This window comes from Halorubrum gandharaense (assembly GCF_054654575.1).
Window position 1 is genome coordinate 640,352 of sequence record NZ_BAAIET010000001.1, and the last position, 19,958, is coordinate 660,309.

A 19,958-nucleotide genomic window follows, 5' to 3' on the forward strand; every position below is an offset into this window, starting at 1 on the left:
TCCACACCAAGTATGGGATGATACCGTGTCCGTGATTCCGCCCTGGATCGACGAACGGATCGATCGGAACCTCGACAACGCGCTCACGCAGGAGCACGTCGTCGAGACGATGCTCGAGTCCGACCGGCCGTTCTTTTCGATCCGCCAACTGCATGCGCGTATCAAGCCCGACGTGAGTAGGGCGACCGTTCGCAATCGGCTTCGGGAGCTACAGGAGATCGATGTCGTCGCGACGGAGACGTATCCCGACTCGATCACGCTGTACTACGTCAACTACCAGGAGTCTGAGTGGCCCCTCTCGCCCGAGGGGAAACGCGCGCTGCAGACCGACACCCCGCTGGATCGGCTCTCCACCCGCGGATTCCTCACCCTCTCGGACACGGCAGGGATCCGCACTCTCGTACTCGCTGGGTTCCAACTGAGCCTAGTACTGTTCGCGCTCGGCGGCGTCCTCGCGATCATTGGGAGCGACATCACTGCGACACAGAGCGACATCGTCCTCTGGGACACCGCGTTCGACCTCCTGCTCGTGAGTCTGGCGTTGCTCGTCGTCGAGCGACTCGTTCGATGGGTTCGCGACAAGTACGGCCCGTTGAACCTCCTCCCGTCACCATAGATGAGGCACACGAAACCCGCATGTCGGCTCACGAACCACCGTATATCACAGGTACTCACACCGCTATGACAGCCACATCCACCGCGTCCGGTCCAGAACTGCTCGACGAACGCTCTCTCGGCGGTATCCTCGTCCATTTCCTTGGACTACTCACCGGCTTTTTCGGCCCGCTACTCGTGTACGCCGTTTCGGATCACGAGTTCACACGAGCGAACGCCCGACACGCGCTGAATTGGCACGTCACCGTTTTCGTACTCACGATCGTCGCCATGGTGACGTTCTTCCTCGGTGCGGACGAGTACACCGTGGGGGGTGGTGAGCCAACCGAGCTATCCTTGCTCCCCGAACCGCTCGATACAGTGTTCGGGATCGTTGGAATGATCCTGATGATCGTCGTAATAACCGCCATCCTCCTCACGTTCGTTTACACCATCGTCGCGACCGTAAAGGCGATCTTTGGGTCGGTCTTCACATACCCCGGTTCGGTCGATGTCGTCAAGCGACTCGGCTAACAAACCCTCATGCCCTCCGATCACACGGACGAGACGAGCTCGACGAGCGAGGGACCGAGACTCCTCGAGGAGCGGTCGATCGGCGGTATCCTCGTCCACTTTCTGGCGATTCCAACCGGGGTTATTGGTGCCGGATTAGTGTACCTCGTCTCGAGTAACGAGTTCACGAAACGCAATGCTCGCAACGCCCTCGATTGGCACCTTACGGTGTTGACATATGTGGTCGTCACGTTCGGCTTACTGTTCATCTACGCCGAGCTGACGGGACAAGGAACCACTGACGCAGTCATTCTTCCGTCACCCATTGCCTCCGGTGGCTTTCTCGTTATCTCCGCACTGCTCACGCTTTCGACGGGCGTGGTGCTCTGGACGATCGTCGTCGCGTTCATCGCGATAGGGAAGGCGACCTTCGGGACTGCATGGCGCTATCCGTTGTCTCCGGCGCTCGTCGACCGATACGGCTCCCGCATCAGCCTCCCCGGAGGATGGCCACTCGTCATCCTCGCGTACGTCCTCCTGGTTCCGGTCGTCTTTGGGGCCGTCTTTTCAGGGCCACGGGATGGCACCGGCTTCTTGCTCACGTGGTTGGGACTGTTCGGACTGATACTGTTCCTCGCCCCGGTAACGACGGTCGCGATGTACCTCCACGGCGAGCGGGATCGGCCGCCGAACGCCGACTGGCAGCCGCACGTCATTGCCTATCTTGGCATCCCCGTCGCCGTCGCCGTCGTCGGGTACGCACTGTCGAGTTCAGTCACCGATTCGATCAACCCCGGCGGCGATGCGGTATACGTGTTCCTCGCCGCGTTCTGGGTATCGTCCATCGTGTACGCGGTTCGGTGGTGGACGACGACAGCAAAAAGCGACTTCCGATGAGAGGGCAGTGTTGAATCGCTGGAAGGCGTAGGGATTCACTGTTTGCCGAAGCGATTGGTGTTGTAGACCATACACATCAGGGCGATCTCGCGGAACTCACGGAACCACGACCGCGCTCGCTCGGCGTTCGTGGTAGACGAAAGATTTGTAATGTTTGAGCAGAAGTGCGAGATATGCCTGGACCGTCGAAAGATCTCCTCGAGCATCTGAGTCAAGATGAACTTGATGAGGCGATCGATCAAGCTCAAACAGACGAAGAACCGCGCCTCGTCCGGCGATTATGTTTGATTAAAAACATTTATTTCGGTGATACACTCACAGACGCGGCGGCGCGTGTCGGCGTCTCAACGCCGACCGCAAGTCGCTGGCTTGATCGGTGGAATGACGGTGCTGTCGATGGTCTTCGACCTGAATTCGGTGGTGGACGGCCACCAAAACTTAACGACCACCAACGCGAGAGGCTTCAACAGGTGCTTAAAAAGCACCCACTGCTCACTATCGGCCAAGTTCAGGAGCTCATCGAAGATGGATTTGACGTATCATACTCTCAGCGACACATATCCCGACTTATCAATAAGCTTGGATTAAATCATGTGACCCCACAACCAGAATCGCCAGATCGTCCCGACGATGCAAAAGCGCAACTCGAAGAACGTCTCGAGGCGGCTCTCGCTGATCTTGACGACGACGCAGTGACTGATGGTGGCGTCGTCGTCGGGTTTCTCGATGAAGCCTAGCCGCGTTCAACAGACAACAGCCGGCGACTGTGGAGTTTCGGGCAACCAACACTGAGAGAAGAGATGCCAACAGAGAATTCTGCCGATGTTGTTTTCGGATTTCACGCGCTCAACGGAAGACCTGTTGTCGCATGTGAAGTGCCTCGGATCACCGCGCTCGAGGTTGTTTACTCCGAGTGGTACTGCCGCGACTTTCGCCGGATTGCAACCCGATCGAACAGATTTGGAAATGGGTGAAACGGGATCTCTCACCGCTTGATGCGTCTGGTCTCGAGACGTGCCGAAGGCAGATTGTACCGTCTTCCATGAGTTTGCTCACCAACTAAGCGTTGCGGAGTCATGGACTGACCAGCTCTTATCCATTCAAAAGATGTGACAATAATCATCAACCACCACCACGGTGTGGACTCTCTCACGTTTGCACGGCTGATTGCTATTGAGTGAGTTGTATTACAATCCTAGGTATGTAATCCTAGATATAAATGTAATCTATTTATTATAATATTTCAATTATATATAAACCACTCATAGAAGCCCTAGACACACGTTTAATATCCATTACTCTATATTAGATATTCAACATGAAAATACTACTAAACTGTTTGTTCTGCCACTATATGTATATTTCTTGTCTCGTATACCCTATCTTAGTACGTCTATTACGATTAATTACTATCGGATATAAGAATTGAACTCTCAATTATCTAATGATCGATCGATAATAGTTGGAATGCCATTCGTTCGATCTCGAGATACCACCGACGACGGCGTTATGGGGGCGGCCAGCTGATACTCGTAGATCGCCGGACTGTGCAGGTACGGAACGGCAAAAGCATGCAGGGGAGGGGGCCGAAATTACGAGCCTGCGGTCGTCAACCTCCCGTGTCGAGCGGGAAGGTGATACCCTCAACGTGGATCAGACGTGCTTCGATGTCCTCGTACACCGCACCCCAGCCGCCGGCCATGAAGCGGTCGCCGTCGGCCTCGAACAGGATGGCTGTCTCGCCGGCGAGATCCTCAAGCGAGGGCTCCTCGAGCCGGTATCGGCCCTGGTAGGTCATGTCGACGACCGTCCCCGACTTCCGGAAGTACTCGTCCGTGTCGAGGTGGCGTCCCTCGACGGTCACCTCGAACGTCGCGCCGCTGAGGAACAGCGGCGCTGCGTCGTGGATGAACCCCTGAATGTTGACGTACGACATCGGAAGGTCGTGCCGGCCAACCACCGTCTCCCAGGCCAGCCAGTGACAGCTCTGGAAGTACCAGTGGAAGACGAACGAGAGGATGTAGTCGTTGAACACGAGCCCGAACGGCTCGCTCGCCCGCTCGTTCGGCGCGTAACACGTTCGGGTCCGGTCGACGATCGAGAGGAACGGCCCGGGGATGTAGCAGGCACGTACCTCCGTGGCGTGCTCTCGGAGGTCGGCGTCGACCACGTCGCGGGGGTCGCCGTCGCAGTAGAGCGAGAGTTTGACGACGACGCCGCGGTTCCGCGCGTCGGCGAGCTCGTCGGCGAGAGCCTCGAACTGGTCCGGCCGGCAGGCGATCTCGATGGCGGTATCCGCCTCGCGTACCTGTTCCCGCGACCGGTCGAGAACCGTCTCGGCACGCTTGAACACCGTCATGTGGTGTTCCGAGAGCGAGGGACGCTGCCACCGCTTTTCGATCTCGTCGGCCGCCTCGACGAGGCGCTCGCCGCGCTCGCGGATCTCCTCCAGCACCTCGGCGGGGTCGGTGGGGCGGGCGTGGAGGGTGTCCTGTTCGAGCGTCTCGACGTAGCCCTGCTTCTCTAACGACCGCAGGACATCGTAGATCTGCGAGGAGGGGACGGAGGCCGCCTGCGCCACTTCCGTCGCCGACGCCATCCCCCGGCTCAGGAGGGCGAGGTAGGCGTCCGTCTGGTAGGACGTGAGCCCGCCGTCCTCCAGCGCCCGCCGCAGCGTGTCTTTGTCCATGGCCGTACGAGGGGGTCCGGACGCAAAAGCAGTTCGTGTCCCCCGGTGTTCCCTCGATACGATCGACCCGAAACGTGGCGAGCGTCGCTCAGTCGTCGCCCGATACGTCGACAGTGGCCGTCTCGTCACCGACAGCGAAGTCGTACGTCCCGCCTTCGAGCACGTGGCCGCGACCGGGAACGTAGTAGCCGAGCGCCGCCGGCGACACGTCGACCTCGACCGTCCGCGTCTCGCCCGGTTCCAGTTCGACGCGTTCGAACGCGACGAGCTCACGCTCCGGCCGAACCCGGCTGGAGCGGCGCTGGGTGGCGTACACTTGGACCGTCTCGATTCCGGGGCGGTCGCCGACGTTCGACACCGTGGCCTCGACGGTCGCCGCCGGTTGTTCGTCGTCCGGTGCCGTGGCTGGACCGTCCACGACGGCGACGTTGTCCAGCGCGAATTCGGTGTAGCTCAGCCCGTGACCGAACGGGAACAGCGGGTCGTAGGAGTCGGGGTGCTCGTTCTCGCCGATCGGTGTCGGGTGTCGGAGCGCGTCGTGGTGCTGCGGGAGATCCGAAGTCGAGCGCGGCACGGAGACGGGAAGCCGACCGCTCGGATCGTTCTCGCCGAACAGCGTGGCGGCGACCGCCGAGCCACCCTCGGTGCCGGGGAAGTACGCCAGCAGGATGGCGGGGACGTGTTCGGCCATCCACTCGACCGCGAGCGGCCGGCCCGTCACGAGCACGCCGACGACGGGTGTACCGGTCGCGTGGACGCGCCGGACGAGCTCCGACTGGGCGTCCGAGAGCCCGAGCTCGTTCCGTGTCGGCCACGCGCCCGTCTCGGTGCCGGCCTGCTCTCGTGGACCGAACTCGTGGAGGTACCAGCCCTCGCCGAGCGCGAGCACCGCCACGTCGGCCTCCGCGGCGGCGTCGACGGCGGCGTCCACGTCCAGCGTCTCGTTCAGCGTCGTCCCCTGTACGTGGGCTGTTTCTCCCTCGGTCGCTTGCGTGACGGCCTCACGAATCGTCGTCCCCGGCAGGTTTCCGTCGTCGGCGTCGACCGACCAGCCGCCGAGCTGGTGGACCAGGTCGTCGGCGTTCGGACCGCCGACGAACACGTTCTCGTCGCCCGAGAGGGGAAGCAGGTCGTCCGCGTTCTTCAGGAGCGTCATCGACGACTCGGCGGTCTCGCGGGCGGTCTCGCGGTGGGCGTCGGCGCCAACCGTCTCCGTCACCGCGTCGGCATCGACGTACGGGTCCTCGAAGAGTCCGAGGTTGAACTTGACGCGCAGGATGCGCCGGACGCTCTCGTCGAGGACGGCCTCGTCGAGCTGCCCGCTCTCGACGAGCTCGATCACGCGCTCGGCGTGAGGCACGTGGCCGACGGAGGCGATGTCGACCCCTGCCTCGCGGGCCTGCCGGACGCCGTCGGCGTGGTCGGCCGCCGTTCGGTGGTCCTCGTGAAGATGGCGAATCCCGTCCCAGTCGGAGACGACGTGTCCCTCGAAGCCGAGTTCGTCCCGGAGGAGGTCGGTCAGCGCCGCCGGGGAGCCGTGCGAGGGAACGCCGTCGATCGAGTTGTACGACGGCATCACGGAATCGGCGCCAGCCGCGAGTGCCCGCTCAAACGGGGGGAGGAACGTGTTCCGGAGCTTGTACTCGGAGACGTCGACCGGCGCGGCGTCCTCACCCCGCTCGGGTTCGCCGTACGCCGGGAAGTGCTTCGGGGTCGCGAGCACGCCCTCCGGGTCGCCGACGCCGTCACCGCGATACCCCCGCACCTTCGCGGCGGCGAACTCGCCGACGAGGTGGGGGCTCTCGCCGAACGTCTCGAAGATCCGCCCCCAGCGCGGTTCACGCCCGACGTCGACGGTCGGCCCGTAGTTCTGGTGGGCGCCGGTTGCTCGCACCTCACGAGCGGTGACTGCCGCCGCGGTCTCGACGAGATCGGGGTCCCACGTCGCGGCGGCGCCGAGCCCGTTCGGAAACGCGGTCGCGCCGGCGACGTAGGCGTGGCCGTGGACCGCATCGACGTTCAACAGGAGCGGAATCCCCAGCCGGCTCTCCTCGACGGCAGCCTCCTGCAGCCGGTTCGCGATCCGGGCGGCCTCCGCGGGATCATCGGTGAGCGCTCCGCCCCAGCCGAAGGGGGCGACGGCGCCGATACCGTCCTTGACGACTGCAGCCGTGAGGTCGTCGACGTCGAGGTGCTGTCTGAAGTGGCCTCCCCAGGTGCCGGTTACCTGTCCCGCCTTCTCGGCGAGGGTCATGCGGTCAAGGAGGTCGGCGACGCGTTCCAGGGTCGATGCCGACGCCTGTCGGTACGTCGGGCTCTCGCTTCGGGCGTCCATCGGGTTTCAGGTCTTGCTACCCGCACATAAGTGTTATCGTGTGAGGCCGTACCACGAATCTTTCAGAGGTGCTGCTGTGATAAGTGGATTTAACTCCCCGCCGGGAGGCCACAGCGTATGGCCGATATCGCCATCCAGCTGTACACGCTCCGTGCCATCGACGAGCCGCTCGCTACCCTGCTCGACCGTGTCGGCGACGCCGGCTACGACGGCGTGGAGTTCGCCCATCGGGTGGCTGATGCCCCCACCGACGAGGTGACCGCCGCGCTCGACCGGAACGATCTCGAGCCGGCGGCCGCCCACGTTGGACTCGACGCGCTGGAGGACGACTACGAAGCGACCGTTTCCCTGTACGACGAGCTCGGCGTCGACACGCTGATCGTCCCGTGGCTCGACCCCGAACACTTCGACACGCCGGCGGCTGTCGCGGATGCCGCGGAGCGGCTCGACGCGGTCGCGTCCGACCTTGCGGACGACGGGTTCGCGTTCGACTATCACAACCACGACCAGGAGTTCGTTCCCTTCGACGACCGCACCGCGATGGACGAACTGCTCGCTGCGACCGACGGCCGTGTGGGATTCGAGGTCGATCTGGGCTGGGCGAACGTCGGCGGCGTCGACCCCGCCGCGCTCGTCGACCGCTACGCCGACCGGATCAGCCATGTCCACTTCGCCGACGCCGACGTGGAGACGGGCGAGCCAACAGAGCTCGGCGCGGGTAGCCTCGATCTCGAGAGCGCGGCCGCGGCCGTCGCCCGCGCCGACGCCGACTGGTACGTCTACGAACACGACGAGCCCGCCGACGCCGAGGCGTCGCTCGCACACGGCGTCGAAACGTTGCGGAGTCTGCTGGAGTGAACGGGGCAGCCGAGGTTCGTTCGGAACAAGACTTAATATGCCGACACGACCGAACAACGAGTATGGCCCGAATCACTGTACAAGCAACACCTGACCCGAGGGTGGGAACGTGCCGATGACCCCCCGCGAGCGGTTCTGGGACGTGCTCCGGCCGTACCGTGGCCAGCTCCGGCTACTCAGGATGTTCGCAACGAGCCTCCTCGTGCTCGCGCTTCTCGCGATGGCACTCGGCGAACAGGGGACCGAGGCGTACGTCGTCTCCGTCGTCACCGTTGCACTGCTCGCCGGAACGATCGTTCCAGTGAGCTACTGCATCTACCGACTCCGCCCCGGACGCGGGGCATCGAGAAGCGGCTCCGGCGACGGGGTGGAGGGGGCCCGTGACTGACGCGGCCGCAACGGCTGATCGACGCGAACGAGCAAAGGAGCTTCTCGCAGCTGCGGACGAGACCCCCGCGGCAGTCGCTCCCGACGCAATCCCGGAGCTCGTCGATGCTGAACCGGGGATCTGCCGGATCGCGGCGGCCCGGGTCGCAACGGTCGTCACGCGGGAGGATCCCGATCGGGTCGTGTCTCACGCCGAGGACCTGTGGGAACTGCTGGAGGACGACGTGCTCGCCGTCCGGAGTGAAGCAGCACTGACGGCCGCGGCGCTCGCTCGCGAGCGGCCGGCCGCTGTCCGTCAGGCGATCCCAACGCTCGTCGGCGCGCTCGACGAGGACCCCCCCCGTGTTCCGGTTCCGCGCTGCGGGAGCTGTCGCGCCGCTTGCGGCCGACGACCCGTCGGCGTTTCTCGACCACGTTCCCGAGTTGATCGGCGTGCTCGTCGATGGTCCCAGGCTGGACGACGCGATGGCCGACCCGAACGAGGGAGACGTTCGTGACCGCCAACGACATGCGAGCACGATGCGGAGTCGTGGCACTGAAGCCGGTGCCGACCGGACCCGATCCGCTGACGTGCGGGTCGTCGTGGGCAACGCACTCGTCGCGATCGCACGGCGGTATCCGGAACGTCTCATCGATCGGGTTGAGAACCTGTTGATCGCGCTGGACGACCCCGACCCTGCGGTACGTGCGGCGGTCGTCGCGACGCTCGCCGCGCTCCCGGCACTCTCCTTTATCGTCACCGGATATGGCCTGCTGGCGCTGACGATGCGGGGGAACAGCATCCAGGTGCTCGGCGAGGACTACGTGCGCGTGGCCCAGCTGCGTGGGCTCCCTGATCGACGAATCGCACTCCGGTACGTCGGGCGTAACGCGGTGCTCCCGCTGTACACCAGTCTGCTCATCTCCATCGGGTTCATGTTCGGTGGCTCGATCATCCTGGAGATCCTCTTTCAGTACCGGGGGATCGGCTTCGAGATGAACGAGGGGATCATCTACCGCGACATGCCGCTGATGATGGGAACGTTCCTCGTGATCACGTTCGGCGTCGTGATCGCGCTGTGGGTGGGTGACGCAACGTACGGCAAACTGGATCCGCGGATCAAATCGGGTGACGAGGGTGAAGCCTACTGAAAACGACGACGCGACGGACGCCGGCGTCGACGGGTCGGGAGACTCGCCGGCCGGCAGCGACGCATCGACCGGCGAGCGCGAGTACCGCTCGGTGACGGACGCGTTGGCGAGTGACGCCACCGAGTACGAGACTGCCGCCGCCTCGACTGACGACTCAGTGCGAACCGACGGTGGCGCTTCGCCGGCGGACGATGGCGAGACCATGTTCGCCTCGGCGGAGGTGACGGCGGTGACGCGTGAACAGCGCCTTCGCGAGTGGTTCGGCGAGTCAGTCGCCGAGCCGTTCCGGGTGGCGTGGGCCGACTGGCGGACGAAGATCGGCATCACGATCATCCTCGCGTTCCTGTTTATGGGGCTCGTCGCGTGGCTCTCCGCCTCGTCGTGGTGGCTCCTTGAGCGGGTCGTGTTGGTCGAACAGCCGATAGCCAACCAGGGAACGCCGCGAACCCAGCCGTTCGAGGACCCGAGTCATCCGCTCGGAACGGACATGAATGGGCGTGACATGATCTCAGGCGTCGTCCACGCCACGCCGACGATGATTCAGATGATCCTCGCCGGCGCGGTGTTCACGATCGTCGTCGCGACCATCGTCGGTACCGTCGCCGGCTACAAGGGTGGTCGGGCGGAGACGATCCTGATGACGCTCAGCGACGTGGCGATGACGATCCCCGGTCTTCCGCTGGTGATCGTGCTCGTCGTGCTCATCGAGCCGGAGTCGCCGATACTGATCGGCGTGATCATCACGATCAACGTCTGGGCCGGCATCGCCCGGACGATCCACTCACAGGTGCTCTCCCTCCGTGAGAACTCCTACGTGGAGGCCTCGCGGACGATGGGGATCGGCACGCCGTCGATCATTCAGAAGGATATCCTGCCGAACCTGATGCCGTACGTGCTGGTGAACTTCGTGTACGCCTCGCGGCGCGTCATCTACGACAGCGTCGCGCTGTACTTCCTCGGATTCCTCTCGTTCCGGGGCGTCGAGAACTGGGGCGTGATGATGAACCTCGCGTACGAGAACGCGAGCGCGCTGCTCAATCCCAACGCAACGTACATGCTGCTCGTTCCCATGATCCCGATCGTGGTACTCTCGTTCGGGCTCATGTTGTTCGCGCAAGGTACCGATCGGCTGTTCAACCCGCGCGTTCGAACCCGACACGAGGGGAAGACGCGTGACGATGACGACGAAGAGGCTGCAAAGCCGGTGGTTCAATGAGTTTCCAGACGCCAACGACAGCGGACGCCGAGTTGTACCGGACGGACGACCCCATCATCGAGATGCGGGACGCCGAGGTGGTGTTCGAGATGGAGCGCGGGGTCTCCCGCGTGCTCGACAACGTGAATCTCGACGTCGAGCGCGGCGAGATCCTCGGCATCGTGGGTGAGTCGGGCTCCGGCAAGTCGATGCTTGCGTCCGCGATGCTGGACGCCGTCGTCGACCCTGGCGTGCTCTCCGGCTCGATCACGTACAATCCCGCGGACCGAGACTCAGTCGACGTGTTGGAACTCGACAAACGAGAGTTGAAGCGGCTCCGATGGGAGGACATCTCGATGGTGTTCCAGGGTGCGATGAGCTCGTTCAACCCGACGATGGGCGTTCGCGAGCACTTCGTCGAGACCTTGGAGGCGCACGACGCCGACGTTCGGACCGGTATGGACCGCGCCCGCGAGCTCCTCTCCGACCTCTATCTCGATCCGGATCGTGTGTTGGGGTCGTACCCGCACGAGCTCTCGGGCGGAATGCAGCAGCGGGCGCTGATCGCGTTGTCGCTCGTGCTGGAGCCCGACGTGCTGGTGATGGACGAGCCGACCGCCGCGCTCGATCTGCTCATGCAGCGGTCGATCCTCGACTTGCTCGAGAAGCTCCGCGACAAGTACGATCTCACGATGGTGTTCATCACCCACGACCTGCCGCTGGTCGCCGAGCTCGCCGACCGGCTCGCGGTGATGTACGCGTTCGAGCTGGTGGAAGTCGGCCGGACTGCCGACATCCTTCAGGAGGCGGGCCACCCGTACACCCGGGCACTGCTCAACGCGACGCCGAACATCGAGGCCGACCTCTCGGAGATGCAGGCGATCGAGGGGGCCGCCCCCGACCCCGTCGACGTGCCGACTGGGTGCTCGTACCATCCCCGATGTCCGGTTGCCGACGGGACGTGTGTCGACGTGGATCCGGAGTATCGGGCCGTCGGCGACGAACACGGCGTCGCCTGTCACCACGTGGAGGAGGCCATGGCGGCCGTGCCGTTCGCGGGTGGACGCGGCGACGAAGAAACCGACGACGAGGCCGCCGGCGAGGGGGTGACGCGATGAGCGACCCGCTCGTTTCGCTGCAGGACGTGCAGGTACACTTCGAGCAGAGCCAGGGAATCTTCGATTTCGGCGAGCCCGATGTCGTGCGTGCCGTCGATGGGGTCTCACTCGACATCGAGGAACAGGACGTCATCGCGCTCGTCGGCGAGTCGGGCTGTGGGAAGACGACGCTCGGAAAGACCGCGATCGGACTCCAGCGGCCCACCGGCGGGAGCGTCAAGTATCGTGGCCAGGACATCTGGGACGCCAGAGACGGCGTCGGCGACGTGGAAGTCCCCCACGAGGAGATACGCCGGTCGCTGCAGATCATCCATCAGGATCCGGGGAGCGCACTCAACCCGAATCGGCGGGTTCGGAAGATCCTCGAATCGCCCCTGAAAAAGTGGCAGCCGCAGCTCTCGGCGGGCGACCGCCGGCGTGAGGTTCTGGGGATGCTGGAGCGCGTCGGCATGTCGCCGCCGGACGACTACGCGGGACGGTACCCGCACCAGCTCTCCGGCGGCGAAAAACAGCGTGTAGCGCTGGTCAGGTCTCTGCTGATGGACCCGGACCTGATCCTTGCCGATGAGGCCATCAGCGCGCTCGACGTGTCGCTGCGCGTTGAGATGATGGACCTGATGTTGGAGTTACAGGGGCAGTTCGACACCTCCTTCGTCTTCGTCTCGCACGACCTCTCGAACGCCCGCTATCTCGCGTCCCACAGCGGGGGCCGTATCGGGGTGATGTACCTCGGACAGCTCGTCGAAGTCGGCCCGGCCGAGGAGATCATTCGAAACCCCAAGCACCCCTACACGAAGGTCCTGAAGTGGGCCACGCCCGACCTTCGCGTCGACGAAGGAAGCGGTGCACCGCCCGTTCGGAAGATCGACATTCCCGACCCGGAGAACCCGCCCGCAGGCTGCCGGTTCCACACCCGATGTCCGGAAGCTCGCGAGGCGTGCAAACGGGAGAATCCGGAAACGGTGACGGTGTCGCCGGACCACGAGGTCGCCTGCTTCCGCGAGGTCGACGACCACGACTACTGGAACAGTCCGGAGCTCGTCGACGAGGAAGACGAGCGCCCGGGCGGCGACGCCGCTTCCGCGGACTGACCCGGACGGGGAAAAAGCTAATTCGGCACCCCCACAATTTCTCGCCGAACGCAGATGGACGAGACACCACGAGCGAGCGACGAGCGTCGCGACAGGGTGGCGGTATGAGCACGATCGTCGACCTCGGGGGCGAGTGGGAGTTTCGGCGTGCGCCGGACGCCCCGCCGATCCCTGAACATGTGTCGGACGCCGTCGACGAGTGGATGCACGCGACCGTCCCCGGTGACGTGTACACGGACTTGGAGCGCGCCGGGCTGATCGACGACCCGTTCGACGAGGACAACGAACTCGATGTACAGTGGGTCGGGCGAACCGACTGGGAGTACCGACGGACGGTGACGATCAGTGCCTCCCTGCTCGACCACGCGGCAGTCAAGTTGGAGTGTCTCGGCCTCGACACCGTCGCAACCGTCACCGTCAACGGGTCGACCGTCATCGACGCGAGGAACATGCACCGCAAGCACACGGCAGACGTGGGTGACGTGCTCCACGAGGGCGAAAACGAGCTCCGGGTCCGCTTCGACTCGCCGGTTGCATACGCTGCGGCGCGGAAGGCGGCGTCGCCATACGAGGTGCCGCTCATCAGGTACCCCGTCGATCAGCCGGGTCGCAACTTCGTTCGGAAGGCGCAGTGCCACTTCGGGTGGGACTGGGGCCCGTGTCTCCCCGGGGTCGGCATCTGGCGGACCATCCGACTCGTCGGCCACACGGCGCCGCGAGTGGAGTACGTGACGACCGACCAGCAGCACGACCCACGGGACGGCGACGTGACGCTCGACATCAGCACCGGACTCGACGTGCCCGCCGAGTCGGACGGGGAGTGGGAGGTCTCGGCGGTTCTCCGGGCGCGGGAGGGAGGCGACAAACTCCCGGAACGCGACCCCGTCGCCGAAACGAGCCGCGAGGTCGCCGTGGATCCGGGGGAGACGACGGCCGAACTGGCGATCGAGGTGGCCGATCCGGACCTGTGGTGGCCGAACGGCTACGGCGACCAGCCACTGTACGATCTGACCGTCCGGATCGGGGGGACACCGGATGGCGACGATTTCGATGAGCGTACCGAGCGCATCGGGTTTCGGGAGTTCGAGCTCGTTCGCGAGCCGGACGCCCACGGCGAGAGCTTCCGGTTCGAGGTAAACGGCGAGCCCGTCTTCGCAAAGGGCGCGAACTGGATTCCCGTCGACAATCGCCGTGGCGCAATCGAACCGGACGCGTACGACGACCTCCTTGAGAGTGCGGTCGCCGCAAACATGAACACCCTCCGCGTGTGGGGTGGCGGCATCTACGAGCTCGACGCGTTCTACGAGCGGTGTGATGAACTCGGGATTCTGGTCTGGCAGGACTTCATGTTCGCGTGTGCGCTCTATCCGGCAGACGACGCCTTCGTCGAGGAGGTCGCCGCCGAGGCCCGCTACCAGACGCGGCGGCTCTCGACGGCACCCTCCGTCGCGCTGTGGTGTGGCAACAACGAAAACGAGATGTCGCTCGTGAGCTGGTTTTCGGAGGCAGAGCACATCGACGAGCTGTACGCGGACTACGAGCGGCTCAACGACACGCTCGCGGACGTGGTTGCGTCCGAGGACCCTGGGACGCCGTTCTGGCCCGCGTCACCCTCCAGCGGTGCCGGCGAGTACGACCCGTACGACGAGACGCGCGGCGACCTCCACTACTGGGACGTGTGGCACGACGGCGAGCCGTTCGAGGACTATCTCACGGTGGAGCCGCGGTTCGTCTCGGAGTTCGGCTACCAGTCGTTCGCCTCGGTCGACCTCCTCTCGGAGGTCGTTCCCGAGAACCACCAGAATCCGACCGCGCCGCTGATGGAACACCACCAGCGCCACCCGGACGGTAACGCCACACAGCTCGCACGGATGGCTGACGGGTTCCGAATACCGGACTCCTTCGAGTCGTTCGTCTACCTGTCGCAGGTGCAACACGGGTTGGCGATGAAGACCGCCATCGAACACTGGCGTCGGCTGAAGCCGCAGTGTATGGGGACGCTGTACTGGCAGCTCAACGATCTCTGGCCGTGTGCCTCCTGGTCCTCGCTGGAGTACGGCGGCGACTGGAAGGCGGTCCACCACTTCGCACGCCGCTTCTACGCTCCCGTGCTCGTGTCGGTGGCGGTCGCTGGGGACACGGGACCGGACGACGATCCTGCCGACGGTCAACTCGGGGAGTTCGACGTTCCCAACGAACTCGACGTGTGGCTGACCTCCGATCTTACAGACGCCGAGTCCGGGAAACTCTCCGTGGAAATCGTCACTCTCGACGGAGAGACACTACACGACTCCTCCGAGTCCGTGACGCTCGGCGCCCACGAGAGTCGCGTCGTCCGGACGCTGGAAGCGGACGCCGAGCTCGACGGCGTGGACCCGACGAACGCGATGGTGCGCGTCACGTTCGACGGGGAACGAACCCACGTCGAGAACACTGACTTTTTCGTGCCGTACAAGCGCCTGCAGCTTCCCCACTCCGACGTGCAGTGGTCCGTCGAACAGGGGGAGAACGAGACGGACAGCGACGACGGGAATCCGCTGTCCCCCGTCATCGAGGTGGCGGCGCCACCCGACGCCGCGGCGCTGTTCATCTCGCTTGACGCCGGCGACCTGCCGGGGCGGTTCGCCGACGACTACATCCACCTTCTCCCCGGAGAGCGGCGGCGAATCGCGTTCGATCTGCCGACATCGCGCTCGGCGAGCGCGGATCCGCCGACCGCCGACGCGCTGCGCGACGCGCTTTCGGTGACGCACTTGCGCGAGACGTACTGAGCCCGGCGACCGACGAGGGTGCGGGAGGGATGAGAGAGGCTCGGGTCCCCGTCGACACGGTGCGCGACGAGGCGGCGCCCGAGTGAGCCGCCCGCCACCGGCGTTCGCGGTTACGCGACCCGGACGTCGTCCCCGAAGGTGACGATCAGGGTCGGCTCCTCGCGGGAGACGTCACAGTCGTCGCCGTGCTCAACGTCGAGCGTCAGCTCCGACGGCCCGTCGGTCGACAGTATGAGGCGCGTCGTCACGTCGTGCGTCCGCTCCGCGCCGCCCGTGATTACGGCGCTGGAGGTGTACTCGTTGGGATCGTAGCGAACGGGGGCCTCGTCCTCGACGACGGCGTCCGTCCCGACCACACAGCCGTGCGCCTCCGGGAGCGTCACGGGGCGCGTGAACAGGGAGGGGTTCGCCACGGTGAGCGTCCCGACCGTCAGCCTCGTCTGGATCGCGTCGCGGTCCTGCGCGTCGGCGTCGATGCTCGCGACCGACTCCTCGTCCAGTTCGGCCGTGTATGTCACGTCGTCGCCGGCCACGTCCGCGCCGACGAACACGAGACCGACAGCGAGGAGCGCGACGGCGGCGTACCCGGCTGTGCGCCGGTCGGGGGAGACCATCCCCTGTCGGACCACGTAGCCGAGCGCGACGAACAGCGCCGCGGACGCCGCAAGCAACAGGAAGACTCCCGTCTCGTCGGGCGTGTACCGGCTCACGACGTAGCCGAGGAAGACGGCGTACGCGAGCGCGGAGAGCGCGAACGCGACGACATCCAAGGCGTCCCGGTCGGTCGTCACGCCGGCGACGAGGAAGCCGACGAACGCGAGCAACAACAGGACGCTCTTCACCGTGATCGAGAGACCGAACACCACGTCGCGGATGAAGTACGTCAGGGCGCCGAGCGCAAACAGGACCCCGAGGGCGTACAAGACCTTGCCGCCGTCGATGTCGTAGTTCATGCAGGGACGTGCGCGTTGTGACGGCGAGAGACATATCAGTATTGCGCCGTCAACTACCTCACCCTACTGCGCTCGGGCAGATGAACCGCTACTCGCTTGTTGAAGGAGGGCTTGTCGGTAGACACCCATTCAGTCTCGGCAAAATTGCCGGACAGTGAGTAGAGTAGTTCACAGATCGGCAAGGCGGATGCCACGGGGCTTGACGTGGAGGAAGCCGACATACACATTACACAAACGCAAGAATTCTTGACATCCTCCTCCGCGTGAACGCGGAGGAATCCCACGGCACCGCACCGCTGAGTTGGGATATTAGGGTTTGCAGTCTACCACCTCTGCCCGAGGTTGGAATCCTCGGGAGAGGTCATGAAGGTAGACTCCGGGCTGTGTCAACCAACCGGTACTCCTATCCTCGTCCAAACTGGCTGAAGACTCGGAGTTACTTTCCTCGTTGATGTTGAGACGGATGTTCTCCGCCCCGTTCACGTCAGCGTTGAACGCAGCATCACACTCCTCACAGACGTACAGGCCGCGCTCCACACGCTGATTATCGTCTTCTCTACCGCAGACGCTACACGTCTTGCTCGTGTTGCGTTCTGAGACTTCTACGACTTCAATTCCCTCGACCTTCGCCTTGTATTCGAGGATGTTGGTGAAGCGGTCGAACGCCCATCCGTGCAGGTCAAGATTCCCGTGTTTGCCCCAGTTCTTCGACTCACCGTTCTCGGCTTCGCGGACACCAGCAAGTTCCCCGACGTTGATGCGACCCACTTCCTTCTCGACACACCGTCCAACGATGTGTTTCGCTAAGGCGTGGAAGAAGTGGGTGCGGCGCTCCGACCACTTCTTGTGCAATCTGGTAGATCGCCCTCCACCAGAGTCGTCGCATTTGGCGATTTCTTTCGGGAAGTAGTACCCGTCCTGTTTGAGGCGGTTGCCGGGGTACAGGTCGGCTTCCTCGGTGCTGTACGCGACCGCCGCGAAATTACAGATACCGAGGTCAATACCTGCCGTCTCAGTGCCGGGAGCGGTGGGCGTGTCGATCTCGTCTTTGCAGACGAGGTGCAGTTCCCACTGCCCCTTTGCCTTGTCGTAGACTGCTCTGACCTGTTGCAGATTCTCGACTGTGACACCGGGACGGGTTTCGTACTCGACAAGGATGTATTCCCACGCTTTCGGGTGTTCCTTATGATTCGCGCCCTTCGAGAGCCGAACACGATTGTTCTTCGAGTCGTGTTTGATGCCGTTTTGCTTCCACGTCACCGTGCTTCGCGGGTGTTCTTCGTGGACGCGACGGCCTTGGTTGTCGTAGTAGTTTTTCTTGCGGTAGCCGGGCGGATTCGCCCGATCATCGGACTCCCTCTTTTTGTACCACGAGTTGAAGGCTTCAGCGAGTTCCTCCAGAACGCGCTGACTGGACTGGCTATGCAGTCCCTTGTAGTTGGTGTGACCTTTCAACTCGTCTTTGAGGTCGCCGTGATCGGGAATCTCGCCCGTCTCCTCCCAGACTTCTCGGGAGTGGTAGTTAGCGACGTTCCAGAACTTGCTGGCCGACCATCCGTGGTGGTTGAGCGGCTCCTCTACCTGTGCGTGGTTGAGGATTTTCGCTCGGTGGGTTTGGTGGACTTCCAGCATTTCGAACGCCTGTAAAATCACTCACATCTGCGTCTCTTGAAAAGGTTCGTGTTGAGGGTTGTGGAATATCCGGCCTTGCTATCGACTGTGGAGTGTGTGGGAGTTGTCGGATTCATCCTGACCCTAAAGGGTCAGATATTCTCCTTCCTCTTTATAATTATCACGCACTGGAAACTTCCGCACACTTTTCGTTGTTTTCCGCACACTTATCAAAAGTCGTCTGAAACAGCCGATATGCCCTCCACATCCGATCTCAAATATTATCGCTCACGTCTCGGATTTGGTCCAGTCCTCCTTGCAAACCTGATTCCACTTGTGGGTGTCCTCCGATTCAACTGGGACCCGGCAACTCTCGTGGTGATCTATGCGCTGGAGCTATTGTTCACGTTCCCGCTTGCCGGCGTGAAGGCGCTGTTCGCTGGGCGACCCCCGCGGACCGATCACGACGGAACGAGCGTGGTCAGCGTATCCAGCGAGCTGACAGCGGTTCGCGGGTCCGTCAAGCTCGTCTCTTGGCTGCCGCCAGTATATCCGCGCAACCTCCCGTTCGCAACCGCCGTGATCAACGGGGCCGTGTGGTTTCTCATCGCGGGCGGAGTCGTACTCTCAAGCGTGGTCCCCGTCGGTAACGTCCTCACTAGTCCAGAAGTGCTGGTGAGCGCGCTCGCATTGATCGTCGGTCAGTCAGTCGAGACGTGGCGCGACTATCTCCAGGACGGGCACGAAACGGCGTCAGCGTATTCGGTCATCGAGACGCCGGCGAGACAGGCGTTCTTCCTCACGTTCGTCCTGATGGTAACTCCCGGTATCGGAGTTGTCGGCGTGGAGGGTGTCCTAAGCGTCATCGTGCTGGTCAAACTCCTCATCGAGTGGTCAGCGTTTCGCGCCACTACGGACGGCACCGGACGGCTCACCGGGTGGCTCTCGGGTCCGGAGCCGATGACTGCCGACCCAGACCCGGTGGAAATTCCTGACTGCGATATTGACGCCCGCATCTCGACTCATCGGCGTGCAGCGCTGTATACTGCTGTTTTCGACGTCGGCGGGAGGCTTGCCCCGTTTGCCGTCATGCCGTTTATTTTCGTCTGGTTCGTCGTGATGATTCTCCTCGGTGACGGAGCGGCCCCCATCGTCGCGGGCGCCATTAGTGTCGCTATCCTCGTGGCGTTCCTCGGCTATCTCGCGATGCGTGTCCTGATGGAGTATCTGCAGTACGGCTCGCTGGAGTACCGCCGATACGGGGACCGACTCGTCGCGTACGACACGCTGTTGGCGGAACCGCAGTGGTCGGCGTCGATCGCTGCGCTCCGTGACGTACAGGTCGTTCCGGACCGGTTCGCCGATCGTCTGCTTGGAACTCGAACGATCGCCATCACGACTGGCTGGGGCGACGATGAGACCCGGCGATATCTGGGACCCACCGCGGACGCTGACAGGCTCGTCGAGGCGTTCGAGCTTCCGGTGAGAACGACAGAACTCGATCCGCTCGATCGACGTCCGGCCGCCCTCGTTATCATCTGCCTTGTCGCACTCGGCGGTGCGATCGGTGGTCTCGCGATCGGCCCGTGGGTCACTCTCGAAGAACTACTGTTCGGCGGACTCACGTACGGGGTCTTCGGAATTCCGATCATCGGGCTGATACTCCGGCTCCTCTGGGTGCAGTCGTATCCGGAGCGGACGACTGACCCGATCACAAACTGAATCGGAGTGGAGGGCCGAAACGACAGCAGGGGGAGAGCTGTTACCCGGCAGTTAAACGTCTCGCCAGATTCAGTTATAAACAACCGAAGTTTT

16 protein-coding genes and 1 pseudogene are annotated in these 19,958 nt (G+C 63.5%); 12 read left to right on the forward strand and 5 right to left on the reverse strand.

Annotated elements, in window-relative coordinates; all coding sequences use genetic code 11:
• Nucleotides 1–25 precede the first annotated feature (25 nt).
• From ACYQ07_RS02975 to ACYQ07_RS02985, 3 genes are all read left to right on the forward strand, one after another.
• Entirely contained in the window at nt 26–616 is a 591-nt protein-coding gene (locus ACYQ07_RS02975) for a hypothetical protein (protein ID WP_459877168.1), read from the forward strand.
• Nucleotides 617–681: 65 nt separating this feature from the next.
• Complete coding sequence (locus tag ACYQ07_RS02980) at nt 682–1,128, forward strand: magnetosome magnetite crystal formation protein family (protein WP_459877171.1); 447 nt, start codon at nt 682–684, stop codon at nt 1,126–1,128.
• Nucleotides 1,129–1,137: 9 nt separating this feature from the next.
• Nucleotides 1,138–2,004, forward strand: coding sequence for a magnetosome magnetite crystal formation protein family (locus ACYQ07_RS02985; RefSeq protein ID WP_459877173.1), 867 nt, complete (start codon nt 1,138–1,140; stop codon nt 2,002–2,004).
• 35 nt (nt 2,005–2,039) lie between these two features.
• Here ACYQ07_RS02985 and ACYQ07_RS02990 read toward each other — a convergent pair.
• Nucleotides 2,040–2,129 (reverse strand): annotated as a pseudogene (locus tag ACYQ07_RS02990) (IS5/IS1182 family transposase); the annotation flags it as partial.
• Between the two features lie 48 nt (nt 2,130–2,177).
• Here ACYQ07_RS02990 and ACYQ07_RS02995 point away from each other — a divergent pair.
• Nucleotides 2,178–2,741, forward strand: a complete 564-nt coding sequence (locus ACYQ07_RS02995) for an IS630 family transposase (protein WP_459877176.1) — start codon at nt 2,178–2,180, stop codon at nt 2,739–2,741.
• An 872-nt stretch (nt 2,742–3,613) separates the two neighbouring features.
• On the opposite strand, the gene ACYQ07_RS03000 is transcribed toward ACYQ07_RS02995, so the two are convergent.
• The gene (locus ACYQ07_RS03000) at nt 3,614–4,693 is read right to left on the reverse strand and encodes a TrmB family transcriptional regulator (RefSeq protein ID WP_459877179.1); all 1,080 of its coding nucleotides are present in this window, start codon (nt 4,691–4,693) and stop codon (nt 3,614–3,616) included.
• Between the two features lie 88 nt (nt 4,694–4,781).
• Nucleotides 4,782–7,028, reverse strand: a complete 2,247-nt coding sequence (locus ACYQ07_RS03005) for a glycoside hydrolase family 3 N-terminal domain-containing protein (RefSeq protein WP_459877181.1) — start codon at nt 7,026–7,028, stop codon at nt 4,782–4,784.
• A gap of 117 nt (nt 7,029–7,145) precedes the next feature.
• On the opposite strand from ACYQ07_RS03005, the gene ACYQ07_RS03010 reads away from it, so the two are divergent.
• The 7 genes from ACYQ07_RS03010 to ACYQ07_RS03040 all read left to right on the forward strand — a co-directional run bounded on the left by ACYQ07_RS03010 (nt 7,146) and on the right by ACYQ07_RS03040 (nt 15,579).
• On the forward strand, nt 7,146–7,886 hold the full coding sequence (locus ACYQ07_RS03010) for a sugar phosphate isomerase/epimerase family protein (RefSeq protein ID WP_459877184.1): 741 nt from the start codon (nt 7,146–7,148) through the stop codon (nt 7,884–7,886).
• Nucleotides 7,887–8,001: 115 nt separating this feature from the next.
• Entirely contained in the window at nt 8,002–8,274 is a 273-nt protein-coding gene (locus ACYQ07_RS03015) for a hypothetical protein (protein ID WP_459877187.1), read from the forward strand.
• A 341-nt stretch (nt 8,275–8,615) separates the two neighbouring features.
• Nucleotides 8,616–9,404, forward strand: a complete 789-nt coding sequence (locus ACYQ07_RS03020) for an ABC transporter permease (protein WP_459877190.1) — start codon at nt 8,616–8,618, stop codon at nt 9,402–9,404.
• Complete coding sequence (locus tag ACYQ07_RS03025; protein WP_459877193.1) at nt 9,391–10,620, forward strand: ABC transporter permease; 1,230 nt, start codon at nt 9,391–9,393, stop codon at nt 10,618–10,620. The genes ACYQ07_RS03020 and ACYQ07_RS03025 overlap by 14 nt, the downstream gene beginning before the upstream one ends.
• A complete protein-coding gene (locus tag ACYQ07_RS03030; RefSeq protein WP_459877196.1) occupies nt 10,617–11,717 on the forward strand; it encodes an ABC transporter ATP-binding protein in 1,101 nt (366 codons plus the stop codon). The genes ACYQ07_RS03025 and ACYQ07_RS03030 overlap by 4 nt, the downstream gene beginning before the upstream one ends.
• Entirely contained in the window at nt 11,714–12,808 is a 1,095-nt protein-coding gene (locus tag ACYQ07_RS03035; protein WP_459877199.1) for an ABC transporter ATP-binding protein, read from the forward strand. Before ACYQ07_RS03030 ends, ACYQ07_RS03035 begins: the two co-directional genes overlap by 4 nt.
• Before the next feature lie 104 nt (nt 12,809–12,912).
• The gene (locus ACYQ07_RS03040) at nt 12,913–15,579 is read left to right on the forward strand and encodes a beta-mannosidase (RefSeq protein WP_459877202.1); all 2,667 of its coding nucleotides are present in this window, start codon (nt 12,913–12,915) and stop codon (nt 15,577–15,579) included.
• A gap of 110 nt (nt 15,580–15,689) precedes the next feature.
• Here the strand turns inward: ACYQ07_RS03040 and ACYQ07_RS03045 are convergent, their stop codons facing one another.
• Both ACYQ07_RS03045 and ACYQ07_RS03050 read right to left on the reverse strand, forming a co-directional pair.
• On the reverse strand, nt 15,690–16,532 hold the full coding sequence (locus ACYQ07_RS03045) for a hypothetical protein (RefSeq protein ID WP_459877205.1): 843 nt from the start codon (nt 16,530–16,532) through the stop codon (nt 15,690–15,692).
• Nucleotides 16,533–16,841: 309 nt separating this feature from the next.
• Nucleotides 16,842–18,164, reverse strand: coding sequence for an RNA-guided endonuclease InsQ/TnpB family protein (locus ACYQ07_RS03050; RefSeq protein WP_459877208.1), 1,323 nt, complete (start codon nt 18,162–18,164; stop codon nt 16,842–16,844).
• A gap of 96 nt (nt 18,165–18,260) precedes the next feature.
• Here ACYQ07_RS03050 and ACYQ07_RS03055 point away from each other — a divergent pair, with 96 nt between their 5' ends.
• Complete coding sequence (locus ACYQ07_RS03055; protein ID WP_459877210.1) at nt 18,261–19,865, forward strand: DUF6498-containing protein; 1,605 nt, start codon at nt 18,261–18,263, stop codon at nt 19,863–19,865.
• Nucleotides 19,866–19,958: the final 93 nt, after the last annotated feature.

Excerpts from the sequence above, each read along its gene's own strand:
- ACYQ07_RS02995 (WP_459877176.1), top strand. The coding sequence starts at position 2,178 with ATGCCTGGACCGTCGAAAGATCTCCTCGAGCATCTGAGTCAAGATGAA.
- ACYQ07_RS03010 (WP_459877184.1), top strand. The coding sequence starts at position 7,146 with ATGGCCGATATCGCCATCCAGCTGTACACGCTCCGTGCCATCGACGAG.
- ACYQ07_RS03045 (WP_459877205.1), bottom strand. The coding sequence starts at position 16,532 with ATGAACTACGACATCGACGGCGGCAAGGTCTTGTACGCCCTCGGGGTC.
- ACYQ07_RS02985 (WP_459877173.1), top strand. The coding sequence starts at position 1,138 with ATGCCCTCCGATCACACGGACGAGACGAGCTCGACGAGCGAGGGACCG.
- ACYQ07_RS03030 (WP_459877196.1), top strand. The coding sequence starts at position 10,617 with ATGAGTTTCCAGACGCCAACGACAGCGGACGCCGAGTTGTACCGGACG.
- ACYQ07_RS03050 (WP_459877208.1), bottom strand. The coding sequence starts at position 18,164 with ATGCTGGAAGTCCACCAAACCCACCGAGCGAAAATCCTCAACCACGCA.
- ACYQ07_RS03005 (WP_459877181.1), bottom strand. The coding sequence starts at position 7,028 with ATGGACGCCCGAAGCGAGAGCCCGACGTACCGACAGGCGTCGGCATCG.
- ACYQ07_RS03015 (WP_459877187.1), top strand. The coding sequence starts at position 8,002 with ATGACCCCCCGCGAGCGGTTCTGGGACGTGCTCCGGCCGTACCGTGGC.
- ACYQ07_RS03000 (WP_459877179.1), bottom strand. The coding sequence starts at position 4,693 with ATGGACAAAGACACGCTGCGGCGGGCGCTGGAGGACGGCGGGCTCACG.
- ACYQ07_RS03035 (WP_459877199.1), top strand. The coding sequence starts at position 11,714 with ATGAGCGACCCGCTCGTTTCGCTGCAGGACGTGCAGGTACACTTCGAG.
- ACYQ07_RS03040 (WP_459877202.1), top strand. The coding sequence starts at position 12,913 with ATGAGCACGATCGTCGACCTCGGGGGCGAGTGGGAGTTTCGGCGTGCG.
- ACYQ07_RS02980 (WP_459877171.1), top strand. The coding sequence starts at position 682 with ATGACAGCCACATCCACCGCGTCCGGTCCAGAACTGCTCGACGAACGC.